16 protein-coding genes and 2 pseudogenes are annotated in these 24,591 nt (G+C 37.4%); 15 read left to right on the top strand and 3 right to left on the bottom strand.

From position 1 onward, the window contains the following. The first annotated feature begins 350 nt into the window (after positions 1–350). Genes PU629_RS13325 through PU629_RS13310 form a run of 4 tightly spaced genes read left to right on the top strand, consistent with a single transcriptional unit; the run spans position 351 to position 7,304 of the window. Positions 351–1,817, top strand: a complete 1,467-nt coding sequence (locus PU629_RS13325; protein WP_275280558.1) for an ATP-binding protein — start codon at positions 351–353, stop codon at positions 1,815–1,817. Further along, positions 1,807–4,464: a Z1 domain-containing protein gene (locus PU629_RS13320; RefSeq protein ID WP_275280557.1), complete on the top strand. Its 2,658-nt coding sequence runs from the start codon at positions 1,807–1,809 to the stop codon at positions 4,462–4,464. Before PU629_RS13325 ends, PU629_RS13320 begins: the two co-directional genes overlap by 11 nt. Next, positions 4,461–5,468: a PD-(D/E)XK motif protein gene (locus PU629_RS13315; protein WP_275280556.1), complete on the top strand. Its 1,008-nt coding sequence runs from the start codon at positions 4,461–4,463 to the stop codon at positions 5,466–5,468. The genes PU629_RS13320 and PU629_RS13315 overlap by 4 nt, the downstream gene beginning before the upstream one ends. 21 nt (positions 5,469–5,489) lie before the next feature. Next, the gene (locus PU629_RS13310; protein ID WP_275280555.1) at positions 5,490–7,304 is read left to right on the top strand and encodes an AIPR family protein; all 1,815 of its coding nucleotides are present in this window, start codon (positions 5,490–5,492) and stop codon (positions 7,302–7,304) included. A gap of 25 nt (positions 7,305–7,329) precedes the next feature. Here PU629_RS13310 and PU629_RS13305 read toward each other — a convergent pair whose 3' ends face one another. Both PU629_RS13305 and PU629_RS13300 read right to left on the bottom strand, forming a co-directional pair. Continuing rightward, positions 7,330–8,985, bottom strand: coding sequence for a DNA cytosine methyltransferase (locus PU629_RS13305; protein ID WP_275280554.1), 1,656 nt, complete (start codon positions 8,983–8,985; stop codon positions 7,330–7,332). Positions 8,986–9,627: 642 nt separating this feature from the next. Further along, positions 9,628–10,472, bottom strand: a pseudogene (locus PU629_RS13300) (IS4 family transposase). Positions 10,473–10,704: 232 nt separating this feature from the next. Between PU629_RS13300 and PU629_RS13295 the strand changes: the two are divergent. Then, on the top strand, positions 10,705–10,944 hold the full coding sequence (locus tag PU629_RS13295) for a hypothetical protein (RefSeq protein WP_275280553.1): 240 nt from the start codon (positions 10,705–10,707) through the stop codon (positions 10,942–10,944). Between the two features lie 326 nt (positions 10,945–11,270). Further along, a pseudogene (locus tag PU629_RS13290) lies at positions 11,271–11,591 on the top strand (group II intron maturase-specific domain-containing protein); the annotation flags it as partial. A gap of 392 nt (positions 11,592–11,983) precedes the next feature. Here the strand turns inward: PU629_RS13290 and PU629_RS13285 are convergent. Beyond that, a complete protein-coding gene (locus PU629_RS13285) occupies positions 11,984–13,030 on the bottom strand; it encodes a DUF4236 domain-containing protein (protein WP_275280552.1) in 1,047 nt (348 codons plus the stop codon). A 432-nt stretch (positions 13,031–13,462) separates the two neighbouring features. Between PU629_RS13285 and PU629_RS13280 the strand changes: the two genes are divergently transcribed. The 9 genes from PU629_RS13280 to PU629_RS13245 all read left to right on the top strand — a co-directional run bounded on the left by PU629_RS13280 (position 13,463) and on the right by PU629_RS13245 (position 24,522). Further along, positions 13,463–13,684 (top strand): hypothetical protein, encoded by a 222-nt coding sequence (locus PU629_RS13280; RefSeq protein ID WP_275280551.1) that lies wholly within the window; start codon positions 13,463–13,465, stop codon positions 13,682–13,684. A gap of 86 nt (positions 13,685–13,770) precedes the next feature. After that, positions 13,771–13,887 (top strand): hypothetical protein, encoded by a 117-nt coding sequence (locus tag PU629_RS22480; RefSeq protein ID WP_343076285.1) that lies wholly within the window; start codon positions 13,771–13,773, stop codon positions 13,885–13,887. A gap of 169 nt (positions 13,888–14,056) precedes the next feature. After that, on the top strand, positions 14,057–14,395 hold the full coding sequence (locus tag PU629_RS13275; protein ID WP_275280550.1) for a hypothetical protein: 339 nt from the start codon (positions 14,057–14,059) through the stop codon (positions 14,393–14,395). A gap of 162 nt (positions 14,396–14,557) precedes the next feature. Further along, positions 14,558–15,271 (top strand): CBS domain-containing protein, encoded by a 714-nt coding sequence (locus tag PU629_RS13270; protein ID WP_275280549.1) that lies wholly within the window; start codon positions 14,558–14,560, stop codon positions 15,269–15,271. A 399-nt stretch (positions 15,272–15,670) separates the two neighbouring features. Further along, entirely contained in the window at positions 15,671–16,006 is a 336-nt protein-coding gene (locus tag PU629_RS13265; protein ID WP_275280548.1) for a hypothetical protein, read from the top strand. Between the two features lie 123 nt (positions 16,007–16,129). Continuing rightward, positions 16,130–19,462: a DEAD/DEAH box helicase gene (locus PU629_RS13260; protein ID WP_275280547.1), complete on the top strand. Its 3,333-nt coding sequence runs from the start codon at positions 16,130–16,132 to the stop codon at positions 19,460–19,462. 313 nt (positions 19,463–19,775) lie between these two features. Next, positions 19,776–20,900 carry a 5-methyltetrahydropteroyltriglutamate--homocysteine S-methyltransferase gene (locus PU629_RS13255; protein WP_275280546.1) on the top strand — a complete coding sequence of 375 codons (1,125 nt, stop codon included), beginning with the start codon at positions 19,776–19,778 and terminating at the stop codon, positions 20,898–20,900. Between the two features lie 891 nt (positions 20,901–21,791). Continuing rightward, positions 21,792–23,924, top strand: a complete 2,133-nt coding sequence (locus tag PU629_RS13250) for a GMC family oxidoreductase (protein WP_275280545.1) — start codon at positions 21,792–21,794, stop codon at positions 23,922–23,924. Between the two features lie 451 nt (positions 23,925–24,375). After that, positions 24,376–24,522: a hypothetical protein gene (locus tag PU629_RS13245; RefSeq protein WP_275280544.1), complete on the top strand. Its 147-nt coding sequence runs from the start codon at positions 24,376–24,378 to the stop codon at positions 24,520–24,522. The last annotated feature ends 69 nt before the right edge of the window (positions 24,523–24,591 follow it).

Raw genomic sequence — 24,591 nt, 5'->3', positions numbered from 1 at the left:
AGGAAGTGCTTTTCTTCCGAGGAGGCTGAAGCGTTGCCCGCGGAAAGCGAGCCAATTTTCGCATTCATAAATGGAAAAAGGTGAAGGACACCGATCCAAGAAAGATCCTAAGAACCACGGGAGACGTCTGCCCAAAAAAGCGGATCCACCTTCCTGATTTTGGAAGATATCTTCTTTACCGAGTAAATTATTCTTCCTATTCTGTGAAGAATATAAAATTAGCTAAATTTTGGTGAAAGTGTGCATTTACTCACTGAGGTATGAATAATTCAGGGTATATATAATAAACGGTTTCTAGTATGATAGATTACTTATTATTAATATATTTAAAGTGACTTTTGGGGGAATATATGGATACTATTTTGACACAGCCATTCGCTGGTCCAGTGATAAACGCATTACGCTCTATTGGTTATAATGCCAGAACTGCCATAGCCGATTTAATAGACAACTCTATAGACGCTCAAGCAAATGAAATAAAATTGTTTTTTGAGTATAACGAAGGCAATGGTTTCATTCAAATTATTGATAATGGTCGTGGTATGGATGAAGTGGAGATTCAAAATGCCATGTCAATCGGGTCAAAGGATCCAAGAAATGAAAGAAGGGACAAAGAATTAGGTAGATTTGGTATGGGGCTAAAAACTGCTTCTTTTTCACTTGGTAAACGCTTAAGTGTATTAAGTAAGCAAGGCAGTCAGTTTGTTGAGAGATGTTGGGATTTGGATTTTGTTTCAGAAACAAATAGTTGGGAGCTTTTTGCTGAAATACCACAAGAAATTAAGGGTAAAATGGCTAAAATTTCTGGGGATTCTGGTACTATTATATATATTGATAAACTTGATCGTTTTATGAGATCAGGACAAAATCCAATTTTGGAAAATAGTTTTTTTAGAAAAGTAGAAAATATTCTTACTCATGTTTCTTTTGTCTTTCACAGACTAATTAACAGTAGTTGTTTTATTTATATAAATGGGAACTCTGTACCATCATGGGATCCTTTTCTTACTCAACATGATTATACTAATCCATTAAGACCAAGGATTTTAAAAGATGAAGCAGGCCTTGTGCATGTAAGCTCTTTTATACTGCCACATGCTTCATATCTTAATTCCAAAGAATATAAAGATGCTGGTGGAGTTAAAGGGTGGTATGAACAACAAGGGTTCTATATCTATCGTGAAAATCGTCTATTACATTATGGAAATTGGTTAGATCTTTATCCTAAAGACCAGGCATCTCAATTAGCTAGAATTCGGGTTGACATAACAAATAAGTCGGATGAACTGTGGCATGTTGATATAAAAAAGTCTACTGTAAATCCACCAGAATCTATTCGAACACAATTAAAACTAATTGCTCAAGAAGCACGTGATTTATCAAAACAAGTATTTTACTTCAGAACACAAAGTAGTATATCGGATACGACTATAAGAAGTAATATTAATACTTGGAGACAAGAAAACACAGAAGCCGGAAGTATATTTAAACTGAACCGTTCACATCCTTTACTCCAAAAGATAATAGGAAGAATTGATAATGAAACATTAAAGGATTTAAATATGTTTTTAAAATTAGTGGAACTTGGCTCTCCAGCCAATATTGTAATAACACCTAAAGTTGAAGAGGAGCAACTACAACCACTAACAGATAGTGAAATTGAGCTTGTAGTTCAACTAGCCAATATGTATAGGAAGTTAATGGATTCTGACGATATTAATGATTTAGTAAATACAATTTTAATGACTCCATCAATAGAAAGATTTAATCGTTATACAATTAAATATATTTTAGAGGAGAAAGAGAATGCAAAATGAACTAAAGGAAAAATATTTTGATATGTTTAAAGTTCAATATAATACGTTCAAATCCATTAGTCTTAATGATACACAAAGGGAAAAAATATTTAATGACACCTGTGATTTTATGGATCTATTTTTCCAGGAAGCTGTTGAGAAAAGAGTGCTGGAAAATTGGAAACTTGAGTTACAGACTGAGTACGGAGGGATAATCTATCGTCCTACACCAGTCGTGTTGAGGGTAAATGAGCCCCAAGGCTGGTATGATAAAACTAAATTAGTTGGTCGTTTTTTTTGGAGAAGATACCAGCAGTACTTAGTTCAAAAGAAAAAATGGGAACAAAGTGTAATTGATGTAATTGATGACACCACAGATGAAATTTTACGTTCAATAGGAGATCCTAAAAGTTCGGAGATATTTGATTTTCGCGGTTTGGTTTTAGGGTACGTTCAATCTGGAAAAACAGCTAACTTCACTGGGCTGATTAATAAAGCTTACGATGTCGGTTATAAAATTGTGATAGTACTATCTGGAATTCATAATGATTTAAGAGCCCAAACCCAACTCCGCTTAGAAGAAGAAGTTATAGGGAAATTAAATAAAGGTGTTGGAACTATAATTTCTAACGATGATGATCATTTTATTCATGCTTTAACGTCAGCTGAGGTAGACGTTACAGGTATTCAAACAAATATATCATATAACATTAGCGGAAATAAGACTTTACTTGTTGTTAAAAAAAATAAAGATGTACTTGACAGGTTAATTGAACTGCTCAAAAGTTTAATAGATCAAGCAGGCGATATACACATTCCAGCTCTTATAATCGATGATGAAGCTGACCAAGCATCTATTGATACCAGCGACAAAGCTAAAGGAGAAGACCCTAAAACTATAAACCGATTAATTAGGGAGACACTTATGCTTTTTAATCAAAAGGCATATGTTGGTTATACGGCAACTCCATTTGCCAACTTACTCATTGGAATTGACAATGAAACAGTAAATGAAGGTCAAGATCTTTATCCAAAAGATTTTTTAGTGGGCCTACCAAAACCTGAAAATTATTGTGGACCGGATGAATTCTTTAATACTACTGAAGACGCAAATGATAATAGACCATCTTTAATTATAGACATTGGTGAGGAAGATGAGAAACTATTTAACAGTATCAAGAAGAAAGATGAACATTATAAAGTTGATAGTGTACCACCAAAATTAAAGGAAGCTCTTTATGCCTTTTTAATAACAGTTTCAATAAGAGCGTTACGAGGTCAGGAAAATGAGCATAATTCCATGCTTATTCATACTTCAAGATTTACTCTAGTTCAAAGTTCTCTAAAAGACGTTATAAAGGAAGAGTTTAATAACATAGTTAATAATGTTCGTTTTAATCCTTCAAGTTGCTATGTTAAACAAATTAAAATGATCTATCTTACTGAGTTTGTAAAGAAAACAAATAAATGGAACGAAGCTACTGGGACAAATTATGATAGTTTTAACTGGGATATGGTTTATGCAAAGATGAAAGAAGTGTGTTTAAAGATTGATGTAATGGAAATTAATGGAGAAAGTCAAGATGCTTTAGAATATCACCGTTATAAAGAAGAAGGGTTAAATGTAATTGCCGTTGGGGGAGATAAATTATCTAGGGGGTTAACGCTTGAAGGATTAACAATAAGCTACTATTATCGTAACACATTAATGTACGACACTCTTATGCAAATGGGGCGCTGGTTTGGCTATAGGAAACTATATCTTGATTTGTGCCGCATATATACATCTAGTGAAATAGCTTCTAACTTTGAACATTTAGCTGTTGCTATGCATCAACTACGAAAAGAGTTTGAATATCTTAAAGGTGAGAAATTGTCTCCGAGTGATTACGCAGTTCGAATGATGGCACACCCTAAAATGATCCTGACAAGTAATCTCAAAATGAGAAACGCCCAAGCAACCTACCAAAATTACTCTAATAAACTGCATCAGACTAGATTGTTCACTAAAGAAAAAGAAGCATTTTTAAATAATATGAAAGTGACTACTGAATTAATAAACAAGGTCTATCCTAATGTCCTTGCGCAAGAAAAGAAAGATTCAAACGGGAAGGGCAAAACAAAGTACCATGTTGCTGAAGGTGTGCCTGTAGAGGACATTATATCATTTTTATTGGGATATCAAGCTTATGAAGGATCAACCAAGTCATCGACACAAAGTATTATTGAATATATTAGATTACTTAATAAGGATTATGACGAATTACTGGATTGGAAAGTAGTTATAGTGGAAGGTGTGCCAAATCCTATTGTCAAAAATCAAAAAGTTAATTTTGGACCTTTGTCACTCAATTATACCGTCACACGTGGTCAATCTGCGGATATTGATTCAATTCCAAAAGATCGAATAGATGTTAAAGCAATTGTTGCTGCTGGCCAAGAGAGGTTTGATGAGGAAAGCAAAAGAAATGGTGTTTCAGTCCCTAAATTATTTATATATCCATTAAATCCAAACGCTCCTGTTTTTTACTATGCAAAAGATGTAGATTTTAGCGAGAATCTTGTTCCTATCGGTATTGCAGTTGCTTTTCCTAAAACAACAAAAAACGTAGATAATAAGGTTTTTCTTAAGAATAAGACAATACAAGAAAAGTGGGGGAGCAAATGAATACAGCAGTTATTAATCTATTTAACAGAACGTTAATAAAGATGCAAGATGAAAACCAGACAGATATGATGCCAATGATTCCATTATTTTATGAAGATGTAATTGCTTTTGGTGGAATTGATACTGTTTCTCAATGTAGATATTTCTTTATTGAATTACCTGATGGACCTTGGGATAAGGATCAAATGATGGCACTTCCAAAGTGGAATGGTTTAATGATAAAAATAGAGTTCCATGAGAATTTTGGACCGTTGAAAGACAGATACTTTGTTGAATTTATCCAGGTAGAACCAGATACTGGTGACTTGTTTGTAACAGTTATGCAAAATATCTTTGATTATGTAATTTCAAGAGAAATTGATGAGCCTTTGTTTACTGTAATTTATAAAGTATTGGAAAAGTGGAGAAGCTTTTTTAAACGTGGTGGTTACAAAAAACTCAATGAAGAGCAACAAAGAGGATTATACGGAGAACTTTGGTTTATGAAAAAATGGGTTGAAAATAATCTGGATAAACCACCTTTATTACTTGAAGGGTGGGATGGTCCTCTTAGTGACAGAATTGATTTTAAAACACATGGATGGGGTGTGGAAATTAAAACTGTTAGAGATCAACTAAATAAAAAAATTAGAATTTCAAATGAAAATCAGCTCAAAATTACTGAAGCTGTCCCTAAAATATTTATATATGTATGTTATCTAGAGGTAAGTAGATCATTTGGCCAAACTCTTCAAGAATTAGTAGATGAACTTCGTAATCACTTTTATTCGTTTTCACATCAATTACTATTGAAGTTTAATGATTTGCTTGTAAGTGCAGGATTCAAAGACAACGAATACACGGAGCTATACATGAACGTTATTGAAGATGAAACATATGAGGTAATGGATAAATTCCCATTAATTTTAGCAAATATGTTACCGAAAGGAATTTCTCATGTTTCTTATTCGATTGATTTAACACATTGCGAAGAATTTAAAATAGAGGAAAATAGAATTTTTTAATATATGAGGGTGGCTGAAAAATTGAATATAAAACATGAACTACTAACATTCTATTTAGAAACAATGGAAAACATTAAAAATAGTAAAACTAGAAAATCACCTTTTGAAGCGTTTTTAGAAGAGTATTTAACATATATAGAAACTTCAAATGTACCCATATATGTAGAGTTTTTCCGCCCAAATCTTAATATTCAAGTGGACGCCTATTTATACGACGAAGATCAAAAAGAATTAACCTTATACCTTATGGATTTTAATGAATACATGGATTATCCAGAAGAAATTTCAATGACAGTATTAAAAGAACTAGCTAATAAAGCTAAGAGATTTTATACTCAGTACTCTACAATTCCTATAGATCCCTCTCACCCAATTATGGATTTGATTAGACTTTTAAATGATAAAAGTATCGAAATAGATAAATTGACCTTATCAGTATTTACAAATAAATATTACCGATCAAATAAACCTATAGAATTGACAATTGGAAAAAATATAGATGTGGATGTTCAGGTATGGGATATAGATAGAATTAATCAAATAGCAGCTTTGGAGCAAGATTCTTCAAATATTATAATCGATTTTGAGTCGGAGTTTAATGAAACTTTTGAACTAATTTATGTTCCTCAACCAAAACAATCACAGACTTCTAATAAAGTTGATTGCTATATTGGATATATCTCAGCTGAATTGCTGGCAAAAGTTTATGATAAATGGGGTCCTAAATTAGTAGAACGTAATGTAAGATCATTTTTACAAGCGAGAGGTGCTACTAATAAAGGGATAAAGGATACACTTAAAAACGATAAAGAAAAAGAGATGTTTGTCGTTTATAATAACGGAATTTCTAGTGTCGCTCATTCTGGTAATATAGCGGCTTCATCAAATAATATAAATTTATTTGAAGTGCATTCGTTGGAAGGGTGGCAAATAGTAAATGGTGGTCAAACAACCGCTTCTATACATCAAGCTTATAAAGCTGGAATTGATTTAAGTGATGTCTATGTACAAACTAAATTGACTATCTTACAACTTTCAGATAATGAAAATGCAAAGCTAGCTGAAGAAGATATGGTCTCTAAGATTTCTAAATATGCAAACACTCAGAACAAAATAAATCAATCCGATTTACTTGCCAATACGCGTTTTATGTCTTCTCTTGAACATTTTTCTCGTACAGTATGGATACCATCACAAGATAATAGGAAGGCAGAATCTAAATGGTATTTTGAAAGATCAAGAGGCCAATATATGGTTGATTTGAATCGCAGAAAAAGAGGTAAAGAACAGACAGAATTTAAGAGAGAATTTCCTAAAGAACTTAAGTTAGATAAGGTCGATTTAGCAAAGAACTTTATGTCATGGGAGGGTTATCCTCATATTTCTAGTAAGGGTGGAGAAGAAGCTTTTAAAAAGTTTATGGAATTAAACAAAAAATATTGGAAATATGAGGCAAGAGGAGATGATAAAATTGATGAATTAGTAGAGTTAACACCTTTAATATATAAAGAACTAATTGCAAAAGTTATTATTAATCGAAGAGTTCAAGAAATGGTGAATTCTTTAGGATTAAAAGGTTATAAAGCAAATGTTGTATATTATACGACAGCTATGCTTAATCTTATTTATGGGGATTCAATAAGTTTAGAAGAAGTTTGGGGAAAACAGGTTTTATCGGACAAATGGGATAATGTAATTAAGGAAATTGCCCAAAGAACATTAGAGTATTTAAGAGATTCTGCTGGAGAACAGAATGTAACTCAATGGGCTAAGAAAGAAGAATGTTGGACGAAATATCACAATGAATGCAAGAAACAATTGAAATATATAATTTAAAGCATAAATAAATTTAAGAAACAGTTCACTGATTTAGTGAACTGTTTCTTTTTTCTTTGTTTAATATCCCACTTAAAGATTTTGTTGGCTTATCATTAAAACAAGTGAGTAGTTGCTCAGCAACCGCCCTACCTAATAATGGTGGAACCGCATTTCCAACTTGTTGATATTGGGAGTCCTTTGTACCTATGAAAATGTAATCATCAGGGAATGATTGTAATCGAGCTGCCTCTCTAATACTAATAGCTCGGTCTTCAACAGGGTGAATCCACATAGATTTTCTTACATTGACAACTGTGTTTGATACCTCATTGTAGTCTAATCTTTTATATATCGTGTTTTGGGTTCTTTTTGTGTCAGCATAGGTAGTTTTTAAAGACTCATCTAAATCATGGAAATTTTGCCCTGGACCTAAGTTTTTAAATCTTTTAAGAGCTGTGTCTGTCGATTGAGTTACTACGTGATTAGGGAGAATTTCAATGTTTGCATTCAGATATATACTCAACGGATGGTTAAATGAGTTGTTCTTTTTAATTGGCATATCGTCAGTTGTTTTAAATCTAGGATGAAGTTGTGCAATGTCTTTAATAGCTTCACCGATATTGAAAAATTCTTTTCTAGATAGGATTGGATTAGGTAATTTAGGTTGTGCCTTTTTATGGCCAATTATAAAATATCGATTTCTTTCTTGAGGTACTCCATAGTGAGCTGCATTTAAAACCCCTTTATCTAATTTGTAATCTAGTGACTTAAAAATGTTAAAAAGATAATCGATTACTGTAAAAGTATACCCTTTTACAAAAATGCCTTTATCCTCTTTTGTGAAAGCCATGGAACATTCTATCTTTTTCTGTGAAATTTCATTAAATATTAATGTAATATTATGAATTTCTATTATTTGCTTTGCCAGAGTTGATAAATTTAATTCAGCGTGTTGTTGATTTAAGAGAGACATTAGACTAGATTTAAAATTCATGATGATTTCTTTTAGGTTTTCGTTACCGTATGTTTCAAATAGTTTGTCCCATTCTTGGATACTCTTTGATAATAAACTATAATTTTTATTTATAAACCCATTTATTTCATTATGTTTTTTTGAATATCTTACAAGTGATTTTAGCTTTGCTATTAAATTAGGATTTGCAAAAGTCGATATTATCTTTCTCCTGTTATATAAATCTACAAGGATCTCATTCACTGTCTTTGTATTACCTAAAAATAAATCTTCATCTTTAATTTGAATACCAATTAATTCCAATTCAGCTCTTTCACCAGTTGTTACAAAAAATTTATGTTTGTCTGAACTAATTGTTTTAACATTTTCCATGACGAATCCATCAGGCTTAACTTCTTTTATTACTCTTACAAATTCCTTTACTAATAAATTGTTATTTGAGAACAATTCGCTCTTCTGACGATTTGCATTGGAAAACCCTTGGCAAGGGGGACCACCAATCACAACCGATATATCATTGAGTTGGGGATATTTTTTATAATCTTTAAAATCTATTGTTCGAATATCTTCAGCGATTACTTCTATATTGTGATTTTGTTTATAAGTTTCTGCTGCATTTTTATTGATTTCAATAGCCATTACAGTTTCAAACCTACTAGTCTGGCTAAATCCAAGACTCAATCCTCCAGCTCCAGCGAATAAGTCTAAAACTTTATATGTACCCATTAAAATCCACCTTTTAATTTTTTCAAAAAACCTATCAGTTTATTATATATTAATTTCTTTATCTTGTGTATCTCCTATATGAAATTAACGAACGTATTTTCGCCATTTTCCATATAAAATATTAAAATGAGTCACGATTGGTTTTGAGAGTTCTGCTGGCTTGGCATCATCAAAATGCTCATAATGGTCTGTGGAGCTGAAGGCTCTTTCTTTTAGAATTCTCCCTCAAGATAAGTGAGAACATTCCACTAAATAGCGACATTAGGAGGTGGCTCCTAATAATAAACTATTAAAACCCTTTGCTGATGGCTTTTGAGAGAGAATTGCATCCGCTGAGGGATCCATGGCAAGCCCTCAATTTCAATCCTGAAAATTGGTAAAAAACCTTGAAAAGTTAATTAACTATCTGCTACATTTTTTAAATGCAAGATACAGTTTGACCTTTAAAAACCGTAGAATTTATACTAATTTCTAAATAATATTTATAAAACTATCACTAGCGTTGCGTAAGTATTGACGTAATTTTCTGTAAAGTACTTTCTTTGAATTTGAGCCAAAAAGACAAACCCTAAAGAAAAGGTGATTCTGTCCATTTGGTAATATTTTACAGTTAGACTAGAGTGACGGACAAATTGCTTTCATTTAAGGAACTGCTTTTCCTTCGACTTTGCGTAACCAAATATAAGATGGTTTCCAAAGATCTGCCTTTAACCAACGTGCAATTTGAAGTAACGATCGTCTGCTTTGACTTTCAAGTTGAACGAGTACGATAAAGCCTTGGAATTTGTAGGGAGTTTAAAAGATTCAATCTCTCGCAGAAAGGCATTCTTCTTTAGTCTAGAGACAAAGAAGTAACCCTCATCTGTCATTCGATCAAACTGCTCATAATCGATATACCCACGATCGTAGACATACATGGCGTATTTCTCATCAACAAGGACTTCAAGTTGGTTTCGATCGTGTTCTTTAGCCGTAGTGATGACCGCTTTATCAGGATAAACAGAATGATCCTCCATAAATACTAAACGCAAATGAAGTTTAACTCCCGCCTTTGTTTTACGGAACTTTGCCCATTTACAGTTCGTTAAATTTAAGGGCAATGTGCTAGAATCAATGATTTTAAAGGGGGATTTTAGTTTTAGTTTGTGTTTCTGATGATAGCCCTGAATTTTAGTGACTAATTCCAAAAACACATGTGAAAGTATAGCTGGATTGATCGCGTTATTCTTCCTTGAAAGTTGAGAAGCACTAATTGAATCAAATCCAACCTCATCTTGGAGATCATCATCAAGCAGCGCATCACTTATTGCCCTTAAGCTTTCGGTTCCGTTCAACTGGGCAAAAAGTAACAGTTTGATATAAGCTTCAGTTGAAAGTTTTTTCTTATAACGATCCTGTTTCAATTCTGTCACTTGTTCTGTTAGTGTTTGAAAATTAATGGGTAAAACCCATTTACCAAATGATGAATTTAGTGTATTCTTGTCCATGCGTATATCCTTTACTATTGGATTTGGACAGGAACCACCCTGTACTTCCATCGTAAAGGATTTTTTTTGTGGGTAAAATACCAAAAATCGAACATTTTGGGTATTTTGAATCTTCCGTTTTAATTAAAGCAACGCTAGTGATCTATTGATAAATAAATGTAAATAATAGGAAGGGTTTTGGGCGTTTTTGTCGAATATAAATTAAAAATGTTAACATCAATTGGAGGTAATTATGGCACTAATCTGTTTAAATGAGTCTAAAAGGTTAGAGAAGGAAAGAAACACAATACATGTTAAAGCTGAGGCAACTTACACTGTTTTTAAAAATGAGTCAGGGGAAAAGTTATTTCAAATCGATACTTACGGATCAAATGATAGAAAAAATAAAGGGAAAATTAGTCAATCTATTCAATTAGACAAAAGTTGTGCAAAAGAATTAGTAAAATTATTAAAAACTACATTTGATATTTGAACCTAAGGTAGTTAAATAATAATGCCTTGCATTTTTTGGAACTTTTTTACTTGAATCATATGTAATAGAAAATGAGTAGCCAAGGTTTTTATGGTAATTGAAGATTTCATATTTCTTAGCTCTTAGAACTCAAATAAATTACGACAACCCATATAAATGAATCCTATGATGTTGTGATTAACGGGAAGGTCAACAATCTAAATGAGTATTTACTCTTAATCACTCTCCATTGCTAACTAAAAAAGAATATCATAAGGAAATCGTGTGCTTCTACTTACAATCTGAGACTGATACCAATCAGCTTTTTTCTTTTCTTATCTTTTGTAATTGAACAACTGAATCGTTATTTGGTGGGATGGTGTGGCTATTATGCGTTAGCGGACACGCCAAGCAAATTTTAAGAATTTGATGAATGGATTAGACGACGATTACGGATGCGTGAATGGAAACTACCTAAAACCAGAGTAAGGAAACTCATTGGCTTAGGAGTTCCAAAAGATAAAGCATTCGAATGGGGAAACTCGTGAAAGAAATATTGGAGAATCGCCCATAGTCCTATCCTACACAAAAAACTCGGCAACTCCTATTGGAGCAGCCGAGGGCTGAAAAGTCTATTATCCCGATATGAATCCCTTCGTCATACTTAATTGAACCGCCGTATACGGATCCGTACGTACGGTGGTGTGAGAAGTCGGGGGTTAGTCACCCCCGACTTCTCGATTCTAAATGTCCCTTTTAAGAAAGCTAATTTATATGTAAGCGTCAAATAATCCTCGCCTAAATTAGATGGGGATTGTGTTGTAGAATTAGGAATTTTTTTTAATGCACCACAAGTAAAATATTTAAAAAAGGTGAAATGACACAGGGACAGGGTGGATACTGTCCTCCCTCTCCAAATATAGTTTTCAAGGCATTGTCTAAGCTAGTAACTTTGAAAAGCTTTAATTGTAAACGTATTTGCGATTTGGTAAAATTTAGAAAAAGGCGCCTGTTTTCTTTAATTAAAACAAGAACCGTCCCCGTGTTTCCCTCCGGTGTTTTATGATAATTGAATCCTTTCAACTCTTTGAAGCCCTTTTGTTTTTAGGAACTTCATGTTATGAGGAAAGTTGGTCATTGAATCGGAGCAATCGATCAAGTCTACGTTCAGGTTATTAAGTGTGGTTCGATCGAATTTGACAGACAGGAGTGTGACTTGTTCGTTATAACCGGTTGCTGGGTTCAATTGATTATCAGCAGCGTGAACTAAAACAGTATGTAGAGGGAGGAGTGCAAATAGGTCCCGGGCTATTCTTATAGCACAGCTGCACACATAATCCTGCTGCAGGTCATAATACATGGTTTTAGTCATGGGTTTAACCGAAAGCTTTCCTGTTTTGGTAAGGGATTTTACTTCATTTGGAATGACGGATTCGCTCTTTACTTCAAATTCCACTTCTAAAATGCCTGAGTCCTCTTCACATGTAAAGATCTCAAAGCCACTTCCAAATTCGGATATGTCATCAAAAGGAGCATACTCTTCAATGACTTTGAGATAGGTTTCATGGTCTCCCCTTAGGACTAGGTCTGCTGTCTGAACAAGCTCTTTCCATTCTCTGTGAGTTTGAAGATCTTCATCATGGGCCTTTCTAATTTTTTCTTGAAGAGCTTGACGTTTTTTTTCAACTTGATTAAAAAGCTTACTAAAAAAGCCTGGCTTATAATTCTCTAATAGATCAACGGCGTTCCTTTCATTTGGTCCAATTTGGCCGTAATGGAATGGCGGAGGCGAATTTCGAATCTCCTCCCAATTAATAGGAGTCTCGCATTCTTTGTGAATGGACTTGATCATCTCGCATTTATTCTTAAATAACTCAACCTCTAATTGATTCTGCTTAATTTCCTCAAGCTTTTGAGCCTGCCTTTGTTCCTTTAATAGTTGGTTTCTTCTTTGATAAGCACTGGAGTGGTAAGTACGGGATTTGGTGTAATACATTCCAGTTCCCGGAATGCCAACGGTTGTGCGGGTTTGCCCTCTCGAATTAACGGAATAACGAAGACCTTTTCCACCAAAACTTGCCCCAATCCCTCTTGTACTTACATTCATTCGCACTCCAGGCATAATCTTTATACTTTTCCTGAAAGTAAATCCCATTAGATAATCACCTCGACTCTTTGATTCTTTGTCTTTAATTATATCAACTTATAGTTGTATTTGGTAATTATTGTATTGATTGAATTAACTCAGGGCTCAACTAGTTCTTTAGGAGTGCGGGGAATCAATAAAATGGGGAGAAGAATAATTTGGATTTAATCGGAAGTGATCCGATGTGGAATTCTACAAGATTTATCAACAAGTCTTGGCAAGAGAACTCGGTGAACGCATTTTTGTGAAGAATGTTGAAAATGTCCAATGTAGTTCTAACATTAGAAGAATTTAAAAAGGAAAAGGCGCCTTATTGTCGAAAAAGGAAGAAAGTGATTCTTTTGGCCTAAAGGGATTTTGTAATAAGATAATGTGGAAGAAGGGAAGATTCCCTTGGATAATCAAATTGTATTAAATGCATTAAAAAAAATTCCTGAATTGCAAATTAACAGGCACAAGAAAAATGAATTATATAATGCAGCGTGCCTATCAAGAAAACCGCATCATAGGAGAAAAAATAGAGTAGGAGATATAAATCCTAATGGTATAAGTTTTATTTTATATAACAACGGGTTGTGGGTATCAAGAAAAAAGCTTGGCATTTCATACACTTGAAGAATTATTAGAGTGGGTTGCGAAGGATATTGAGCAGCTCTCAAGATGAGATTGCTCATTGACCAAGCAGCAACCATAAAAAATTTATGTTAATGGGAGATTCGGTTCTCCTTATCTCAGAGAACTCAAACTACGAACCCATACAAATGAATCCCAATGATGTCGTGATTAACGGGAAAGTCATTGGGGTGTTGAAGAGTTGATGGCGGGGACTTAACCAAAAAAATTAACCTCTGTTATTAAAAGATAAGATATCGTGAGTGACTCCTTCTTTCTTCCTAAATGCACTAAATATGAAACTCTTCATGGCGGGAGTAAACGCACAACTTCTCTTTTTTAAGAATAAAAAATGAGTAGGGAAGGGTTGGTAGCGTGGAAATTGCAAAGGCAAAAGACATAATCTCTCTTTTAGCAGATGGGATTGATCCACACACGGGTGAGGTGTTTCCTGAAAGCAGCACTTATCAGAATCCTGATACAGTAAGGGCATTATATATGGCGATAAAGGGATTGGAAAAATGGGAACGCAGCCAAAATCGAAAGAACCATTTACCTGAAAATGCGGGCAAGAGTTGGGATACACAAGAAGAAGAGTTACTCATTAATGCTTTCGATGAGGGAAAATCAATCAATGAACTATCCGACGTATTTAAAAGAACAACAGGCTCCATAAGGTCTCGCTTAATTAAATTAGGTAAAATGGAACCATAAGCATTGATCGATTTAAGACATGACACTTAACACGTGCCTTATATGAGCAGTGTTCTAATCTTATAGAAACATGTAAGCCTCACTCAAAGGAATATATGGTTGGGATAAGTAAGCCAACAGACATGTAATGATATTTTTTGTATATAATGAGGGGAAAATAAGATGGCATTATCTGACCGGTTTATACAAGCTTTTAATCGTATTGATCAAATTCTTACACCGAAATCAAATAGAGGGTATCAACCTTTTCAGCGGCGGGTGAGAGAGTATGCTTTGGTTAATGCCACTGTAAAGCGTCATCAATATGATTTGTTAAAATTTGCAGATTTAAGAAACGTGATTGTTCATGAGTATGTTAACCCTAACTTTGTCATCGCAGAACCACATGAGAGCACGGTGAAAAAAATAGAGTTAATAGAAAAAGAATTAACGAATCCTACAACAGTTATTTCTTTATTTAGCAAAAATGTGAAGGCGTTTACGAGTACCGATACTCTTACAACTATGTTAACCACTATCCGCGAAAAAGCTTATTCACAATTTCCAATTTATGAAGGCACAACATTTATAGGGCTCCTTACAGAGAATGGGATTACAAATTGGCTTGCCAGGAATATTGAGCAGGAGATCTTTTCACTAAATGAAACACAATTAGGGGAAATAGTGTCACATGAGGAAGAAAGTAAGAATTTTATTTTCATAAATAGAGATACAACCCTTGACGAGGCAGAAGAGTTATTCAAAGGTTCTACCAAAAAGGGGATTAAACTAGATGCTTTATTAATCACCCATAATGGTAAGTCAACTGAAAGGTTATTAGGTATTATCACGATTTGGGATTTTATTGAAATAAGCGGTCATAAAAAAATGAGATGACAATGCTGTCAATCAATATAACTACTAAGTGGAGCACCGAAAGATTCTCAAAAAGCTTCGGACGCAAGTGTTTTAGTTCCTAAGACTTTCCTATGTAATAAAAATGTTTGCAATCTAACTATGACCACCCAAAGACAGATGTCCTTAATAGCGATGCCTGTCACTGTGCGAAATTTGTCGAATTCATAAATTGTAAACAATGCCTGTTACCGTTCGCAAATAATTAAAAAAGTTTAAATCGCACTGGCAAAACGCGGGGTCCGGGCAGCCATCGTTTCGCTCGCGCCTTCTGTTCACGGTACGGGAGAAAGAGCTTTGTACCGGAATTGATTAAGTTAGACCGGGTGTTTCTGCTTATATTGGCGATGGATCAAACCGCTGGCTGGGCTGTTCACCGACTTGATGGCTGCCCATCTTTACCGCCTAGCATTGGAAGAGGCACGTGCTGGATCCCAGTTAGATGGGGTAGGGGATGAAGGCGTACCATTTCACAGCATCAGAAGCGTCATTGGTCAGTATTTGAATGTACCTTTAAAGAGTCTTCACGCGAAGAGGCCAATGCGCCTTTCGGATTCTAGGCACCATTGCGGCACTCGACAGTCCAAGATCGAGCGAAGCGACACAGAAACTCTTGGGATGGCAACCGGTCGACTCAAAACTTGCAAGGCTGCCAATCGATTTGAAGCACTCCTAGTAATAACTCAGCGTCTTCTACTGGAAGCTATTATTTGTTAAAATAGGTGTATTTAAACGACTGCAAAATGTTCTACCCTTTTTGGAACTATTTATTCGGGTAAAGATAACCGATGTTGTCCGTATTTGGGTGTTACGGTTAGAAGCTAGGTGGAGGCACGCAAAATGATCGATCAATTAACTAAAGATGAAATTAAAGAGCTTTTTACCAATACCGTATATCGTCGTGGGAGGAGTTATTACCGAGATGGGCGTGTGCGGGATTTATATTATGATGCTGATAAAAAAACATGGCAGGCAAAAGTAAGAGGATCAAAGTCTTACAAGGTGACCATTGAAGATGATGAGTTAGGTTTGTCCACAGAGTGTGACTGCCCGGCATATGACCAATATTGGGGTCCATGCAAGCATATAGCGGCGGTGCTGCTCAACATTCATGATCTATTAGAAAAGCAATGGACACAAAGGCCTACTCATGCCATCTCTTTTGCAGGCCTGCAAGAGAGACAACTTAGCCAACACGAAGAACTGGAAAGGCGACAAAAGGAGGTGAAACGACTCCAGGAGGAACAACAAGCCCGCCAAATGAAACAGCTCACCCATCAATTTATTCTTAGCCTGGAACATGGGCTACAAAATCGAAAAGACCAGAAAATGGGAGAGAAGAGGTCTCCTTTACTTGTGGATTGGGTGCTAAAATTAGAAAAATCTTATAGCTACTATTCACCTAAATGGTATTTATCCGTTGAGATGAAGGTAGGAGAAAAGCGAACATATGTGGTCAGGGACTTAAAGGATTTTCTCAAGGCTGTTCAAGAAAAGAGGCCCTATACTTTTACTAAACTTTTTACCTATGACCCCGTGACCCAAGCCTTTAATCAGGAGGATCAAGAGGTTGTTGAGCTCTTGCTAGAGGCCATGTCCCTTGAAGAGACCTATAAGCAATTCCAAAATGGATATTCGTCTAGCTCAGCGCCCTCCAATCAAAGAGCGTTGACCATCCCACCAATTTTTGCAGATCGACTCCTTTTAAAGCTACAAAAGACATTGATTTACTTTGAAATGGGGAGAGAGACTTATACTCAAATCGAGCTCTGTCAAGAGGAATGGCCTATTACTCTAGAATTAGATAAGGGACCATTAGAGGGGTATCAATTAGATCTCACCTCTTTACAGCCTTTCACTTATCTCGATCTCTATGGTTATATTATTTTAAAAAATCAATTTTATAGATTGTCAGAAGAGCAGCAGCACTTATTTAGAGAGTTAAAGAAACTCATGGATCACTCACAACGTCCAGTCATTCCAATCGCGAATGACCAAATTGAAGCTTTTCTAGCATTTGTTGTTCCAAAAGTGAAAGACATTGCGTCATTAGAGCTTACGCATCAGGTATCTACTGAACTTGTAACCGATCCGTTGGAGAGTCAGCTTTTTGTGGACTTGGCAGATGAAAAACTCCTTGTTTCATTGGAATTCCACTATGGATCAAATGTCCTGAATCCCTTTGAATCCCACTCTTTGGATCAAGACGGTTCCATCATTATGAGAGAGGCAGAAAAAGAACGGGACATCCTTCATCTAATAGAACGGACATCCTACAAGTCAGAAGGAGGACGACTTTGTATCGAAGGAGAAGAAGACATCTTCGACTTTTTATATGAGAAGCTGCCTTTGCTTGAAGACAAAGCAGAGATTTTCTTGACGCAGACAGTAAAATCTTTAATTTTACCAGATTATCCCCGCACCACCACGACCATTGATGTCGATGCGTCAATCAATTGGCTGAATGTGAGCTTCAATATTGAAGGTATTGAGAAAGAGAGCCTTAAGGAACTCCTTCAGGCTGTGGTGGAAAAGAAAAAGTATTATCGACTTCCAAGTGGGGCGTTTATGTCCTTAGAATCAGAAGAGTTTGAGACGATCCAAAAACTCTTCCATGAGTTCAAAAAGAAGCCCTCCCAAATCAAAGAAGATGGGTTTCAACTTCCAATTTACAGAGGTCTAGAGCTTGATGAACTTGTACACCAGGAATCAAGAACGCACGCAAAATATGGAAAGGCCTTTCGTAGATTTTTAAAGCAACTCAAGCATCCGGAAGATCTTGAGTTTGAGGTTCCAAAATCATTAAAGGCGGAATTAAGAGATTATCAGAATGACGGTTTTCAGTGGCTCAAAACACTTAAAGTTTACCGCCTTGGCGGGATTCTTGCAGATGATATGGGGCTAGGAAAAACCTTACAAAGTATTGCCTTTCTTTTATCAGAAAAGGAGAACAACAAGGACATTGCTCCTGCCTTAATTGTGGCCCCTGCCTCACTCGTTTATAACTGGAGAAATGAATGTCAAAAGTTTGCTCCGTCCTTGTCTATTGAGGTGATGATCGGGAACCCGCAAGAAAGGCTGGATAAGCTGCAAAGTGGGAATGTACCTGATGTTTGGATTACTTCCTATCCGACTCTAAGACAGGATATTGAATTTTATCAGCAGCTCCCATTCAGTACACTCATTTTGGATGAAGCACAGGCCATTAAAAATCATACAACCAAAACAGCGAAGGCAGTTAGGGAAATTCATGCCGGCACACGCTTTGCTCTGAGCGGGACCCCGATTGAAAATTCGATTGATGAGCTTTGGTCTATTTTTCAAACGATCATGCCCGATTTCTTTCCGAATCAAAAGGCCTTTCGAGAGCTTGAAAGGGACAAGGTCGCGCGAATGATTCGTCCGTTTTTGTTGCGACGACTGAAAAAAGACGTATTAACGGAGCTGCCTGACAAAATTGAAACGGTTCATTATTCGGAGCTAACAAATCAGCAAAAGAAGCTTTATTTGGCTTATTTAGAAAAGCTCCAGAAAGAATCCAAACAATCGCTTCAGGAGGAAGGCTTTCAGAAAAACCGGATCAAAATCTTGGCTGGATTGACACGACTCCGCCAATTGTGTTGCCATCCCTCTTTATTCATAGATAATTATCGAGGCGATTCAGGAAAGCTTCAGCAATTAAAAGATCTTGTTCAGAATGCCCTTGAAAACGGCAGACGTTTGTTGATCTTTTCTCAATTCACGAGTATGCTGACAATTATTTCTGACCAATTGAGAGAGGATGGACTTCCTTTCTTTTATTTGGATGGACAAACACCCCCAAAAGATCGGGTAGAAATGGTGGATCAATTTAATCAAGGAGAGGCCGACCTTTTCTTGATCTCTTTAAAAGCAGGAAATACGGGACTCAACTTAACGGGAGCAGATACCGTCATTCTTTTTGATCTATGGTGGAATCCAGCAGTAGAGGAGCAAGCAGCAGGAAGGGCACATCGTATTGGCCAAAAAAACGTGGTTCAGGTGATTCGATTAATTACCCAAGGGACCATTGAAGAGAAAATCTATGAGCTTCAACAAACCAAAAGAGAATTAATTGAATCCGTCGTCCAGCCTGGCGAACAAGCCCTATCCTCATTAACAGAACAGGAAATTAGAGACTTATTAAATATATAAGCTGTGTTGAAGCATAGGTTCTTCAGTTTCTAGGCACTGTATCATTCACTAACCGTTTATTCAGTGAACAGTGCCTACCACCGTTCGTCGAGTTTGAAAAAAACAAAATGGTGAACGATCCATTTTCTTATATTCCTAAGATGCCAGATTGTCGTACTGACCTTGAAGAAGAGCAACAACAGCTATAGTTTAAAACTATAACAAAAAATAGATTTTAGGTGTTACTCTATATCTATTTTTAAATGCTATAGTTAATTTATCCCTAGGTAAAACTATCTCTTCTAAATTATTCAAAAGAAAGAAGGGTTAACTTATGACAACCACTACCGTTAAAGCACCATTTAAGGCCGATCATGTCGGAAGTTTATTGCGTCCGGCAAGTATACATAAGGCGCGAAAGGATTATAGCGAAGGAACAATCACAGCCGAAGAGCTTCGTCAGATTGAAGATCAAGAAATTAAACGAATCGTTGATAAACAAATAGAGGTGGGGCTGCAATCTGTAACAGACGGTGAATTTCGCCGCAGCTGGTGGCATCTTGATTTTATGTGGGGATTAGAGGGTGTTGAAAAAGCGGCTACTGAAACAGGGCTCTCTTTCCACGGAGTTGAAACACGCAAGGAAACAGCACGTGTCGTGGGCAAAATCGGTTTTTCAGCACATCCTTTTATAGAGGATTTTAACTACTTGCAATCCATCGTTCCAGAAGGCATAGTGGCTAGACAGACCATCCCTTCAGCAGTCCAATTTTTATATGAGATCACAAAACCGCATAATATTGAAGCCACCAAAAAACAGTATCCAAACAAAGAAGACTTATACAATGATATTGTGAAGGCCTACAAAAAAGCGTTACAAGCCTTTTATGAAGCAGGCTGTCGTAATCTGCAAATGGATGAAGTGGTTTGGGCAGTGCTTTGTGATCAAGACTACCGTCAAAACGCAGCGAAAGACAAGATTGATTTAGAGGCATTAGTCAAAGAATACGTCGAACTAAATAACCGTATTCTTGCTGACAAGCCTGAAGATTTAGTGGTGACCACACACGTCTGCCGAGGAAATTATCGTTCCACATGGCATTATTCTGGCGGGTATGATCCTGTTTCTCAAGAATTATTTGGAAATGAAAATGTCGATGCTTATTACCTTGAATTTGATTCCGAGCGAGCCGGAGGATTTGAACCTCTTCAATATGTTTCTGGAGAGAAAAAGGTTGTCTTAGGTCTTATTACGTCTAAAAGAGCCGAGTTAGAAAATCAAGAGGAAGTCATTGCCCGAATCAAAGAGGCCTCTCAGTATGTGCCGCTAGACCGTCTGTGCTTAAGCCCGCAATGCGGATTCTCTTCAACCGAAGAAGGAAATGAATTAACGGAAGAAGAACAATGGAAAAAGTTTGAGCTAATCAAAGCGATCTCGGAAAAAGTTTGGGGAAAGTGAGTTAAGATTTAGAGCCTTTTTACCTGAACTTATATATAAAAACAAGATTAAAAAAGGGAGCCCAAACGCAGGAGGCCACTGAAAAAAGTCCCCTTTAAATCACACCACTATTCACAATAAAATCACAGAAAGAAAAGGCTAGTAAACGTCAAAACAACCGGATCTTTTGAGATTCGGTTTGATTATTTTCTTAAAATGCAATCGATTTTCATTAAATGGCTAAATTGAACTTTCTAAATAAGCGGAAAAATTCCGCTTATTTAGAAATCAACATTGAAAATAGCTAAAATAGACGGAAGAATTCCGACTATTGACTCGAAAAACAAGAAAATGGATCATTTCTTTTGGTTTAAACGGAAAATCTCCGCTTATTTACGACGAACTGAACGCTACTTTGGTTGATAACGGAAAAATCTCCGCTTATTTCAACGATCACAGGTGACGCTAAAATTTCTTGTCAACCATGACAGTCCGTTTTTTACTTATTTATCCAAATAGCTTGGTAATCCCCCTACCTTTCACTTGCTCAATCACCGGTTAATTCACACACCGCCAATAATTATATCCACACCATGTAAATTACACTGTGATTTGAAAAGGTCAATAAACATTGATCTTACAATAAACGTCGAACGGTGATGACTATGTGAAACCCGTGCGATTTACCTTGATAGTTAATGGTTTGCACCTCTGAAGTGAACCCGTTAGAAGTATTCACCCAGTTTTTCTTCCTCTCATTCAAACGGATATTAAGATGCGAAGTGGTATGATAAAATCAATGTTGGAAGGGTTTACAATTAGGAGGAGAAACTTTTTTTAGCAAGATTACTCTCAATAGAGGACTGCCTTTATGGTTAACCATGTAAGCGAAAACGGAATGGGGGTACACAAATGGATTTCAAAGATAAGACATATAGGTTAAGCGAGGCAGGTCCACTCCTGGAGGCTTTTGCTGACAGGATCGTTCCAAAGGATGAATGGCCATCCGCTTCTGAAGCTGGGATTCTTGCTTATTTGGAACATCACGCCAAAGGAGATGAGGCGACTTGGGAAGGATTGATCGAGCCCGGACTGCGCGCTTTGGAAACAGAGGCTAACGCACGATTTGAACGGTCCTTTTTTGAGCTTACTATTCATGAGCAGGACAGTTTGTTACACGATCTTGAGGCTGGCCGTGTTCAAGACTGGCCTGTATCACCTGAAAACTTCTTTTCTACCCTTATGAGCTGGGTCATAGAAGGTTACTATGGAAATCCTGAAGCGGGTGGTAATCGAGATGGGAAGTCGTGGAAGATGATTGGATTTCGTCCTGGGGTCATCACGGAGACCCAAATTCCGGTCCAAGAAACAGAATTAGCGACGCGATCCTTGGGTGAGATTCAAGACCGGTATGATGCAGTCGTTATAGGAGCAGGCGCAGGCGGGTCTGTAGCAGCAGCCGTTTTATCCGAATCAGGACTGCGCGTTCTTGTTGTTGAGCGAGGCAACTGGCTTCCCTATGACCAAGTTGGACGCGATCATTTGCGCAATCATCGTTTAAGCAAGTATGGACATAACACAGGACCTGGATTGGACGGGAATTCCCGCACGTTTATTTTAGCTAATGGCGATGAACAGCTAACGAGTCCTTATGAAGGCAACTACCACAATAACGCCATGACGGTAGGCGGCGGGACGCGGGTTTATGGGGCGCAGGCTTGGCGATTTCATCCGGATGACTTTCGGATGGCGACTCGCTATGGCGTTCCGGATGGTAGTTCGCTCAGCGATTGGCCGATTACTTATGAGGATCTTGAACCTTATTACGAACGAGCGGAATGGGAGGTGGGTGTTTCAGGTGATGGGAAGGCCCATCCTGAGGATGGAAAGAGACAACGTCCGTATCCGATGCCGCCGTTGCCGATGACACAGGAAGCCAAACGTTTGGCTCATGCTGCAACAAAATTGGGATGGGAAGCTGGGCCGGTGCCGCTCCTCATAAATTCCGTCGAACGAGACGGACGGCCGGCCTGCGGGCGCTGCGGTGAGTGTGTAGGCTTTGCCTGTCCGACCAATAGTAAAAATGGCGGCCATAACACGATGTTAGTGAGAGCCCTCGCGACAGGCAATTGTGACCTGATTTGCGACACCATGGTAGAGCGTATCGATACCGAAGGAGGAAAGCATGCCAGCGGGGTTCGACTTGTACAGGAAGTAGAGGGCAAGATTCAACGTCGAAAGGTGCAAGCGGGACATGTGGTTGTTGCTGCTGGAGCTATTGAAAGTGCCCGACTTCTTCTTAACTCTGCAAGTGATGCGGAACCCGAGGGCATTGGCAACCGGAATGGACTAGTTGGAAGGAATCTTCAGGGGCATGTCTATTCAGGGGCCTTCGGGATTTTTGATGAGCCCGTTCAAGACGGTCTTGGACCAGGTGTGAGTATTGCGACGACTCGTTTTGCTCACGGTAATGGAAACGGAATTATCGGCGGCGGGATGATGGCAAATGAATTTATCCGGCTGCCGTTGATCCACTGGTATCGAGCCCTTGCGCCAGATGCGGCCCGGTGGGGGAGTAGGGGTAAGGAAACGATGCGTGAGAGCTATTTGCGCACAGGTCAAATCCAAGGACCGATTCAAGAAATTCCGACCGATTCAGCAAGAGTGCGTCTCTCGTCAACCGTTAAAGACCGCTTCGGCATTCCGGTGGCTGCGCTCTCCGGAAGTGTCCACCCTGAATCGCTTCGTGCCTCATCAATGCTTTCTGAGAAAGCCGAAGCCTGGTTATGGGCAGCTGGAGCGCGCCAGGTTTGGCGAACGGAGCCAGGAGGTGGTCTCAGTGGCGGTCAGCATCAGGCAGGGACACTGCGTATGGGGGACGATCCAGCGACATCAGTTACGGATCCTTCTGGCCGAGTACATGGTTATGATAACCTCTGGGTAAGCGACGGCTCTGTCCATGTAACCAATGGTGGGGTCAACCCAGTACTCACCATCCTTGCCCTCGCTTTTCGAACGGCAGAAAACCTGGTGAAACAAGCATAGAGTGAGGGAACAGTTGCTGTCACCGATAGGGAGATCGACAGCTGGTGCGACCTAGCTCCAGCCATTAATAGTATGTTACTCAAGTTACTTTTTGTTAATAGAAGGCTTTTTTCTAAAAGATTGCTATTTAATAAAAAATAGGTGGAAATAGGCAAGACTCCTGCGGGAATAGCAAGCCTGGTGAGACCCCGCAAGCGTATTTTGCCAAGGAGGCTCATGAATTGCCCGCGGAAAGCGAGCTTATTGGAATCTAAAAAAACAACAAAGTTTACGAGAACAGCCTAATAGAAAGACTATTGATCACCGGTGATACTTTAGAAATTCAGAAGGAACGGTTTAGTTAAGTTCCCGTCATTCCTCCGTTACAATGATTTAACACAATCGAAATAAATAGGACAAATTGAGCCCTTCATATAGTTGAGTGAACAAATCATTTATGAGGGGGCGCATCATGGTTTATCTTGTGATTCTTTTAATACTTATCGTGGTTGGAATTATTGTTTTATTTGCCGTGAAAAAATCTAAGGTAAAGAATAATGTGTCATCAATTGAAACGGATGAAGAAGAAACTCTACCAAAATTTAGATTTGATGACTAGTGAAGGTGATCCATTTTTTTGTGAGTATCCTCAACTTTCACTCCTTGAGATACCTCTGCTTCTATAAGG

The sequence above is a fragment of the Pullulanibacillus sp. KACC 23026 genome, assembly GCF_029094525.1.
Taxonomy (GTDB): Bacteria; Bacillota; Bacilli; order Bacillales; family Sporolactobacillaceae; genus KACC-23026.
This window is presented reverse-complemented; position numbering and strand designations above follow the sequence as displayed.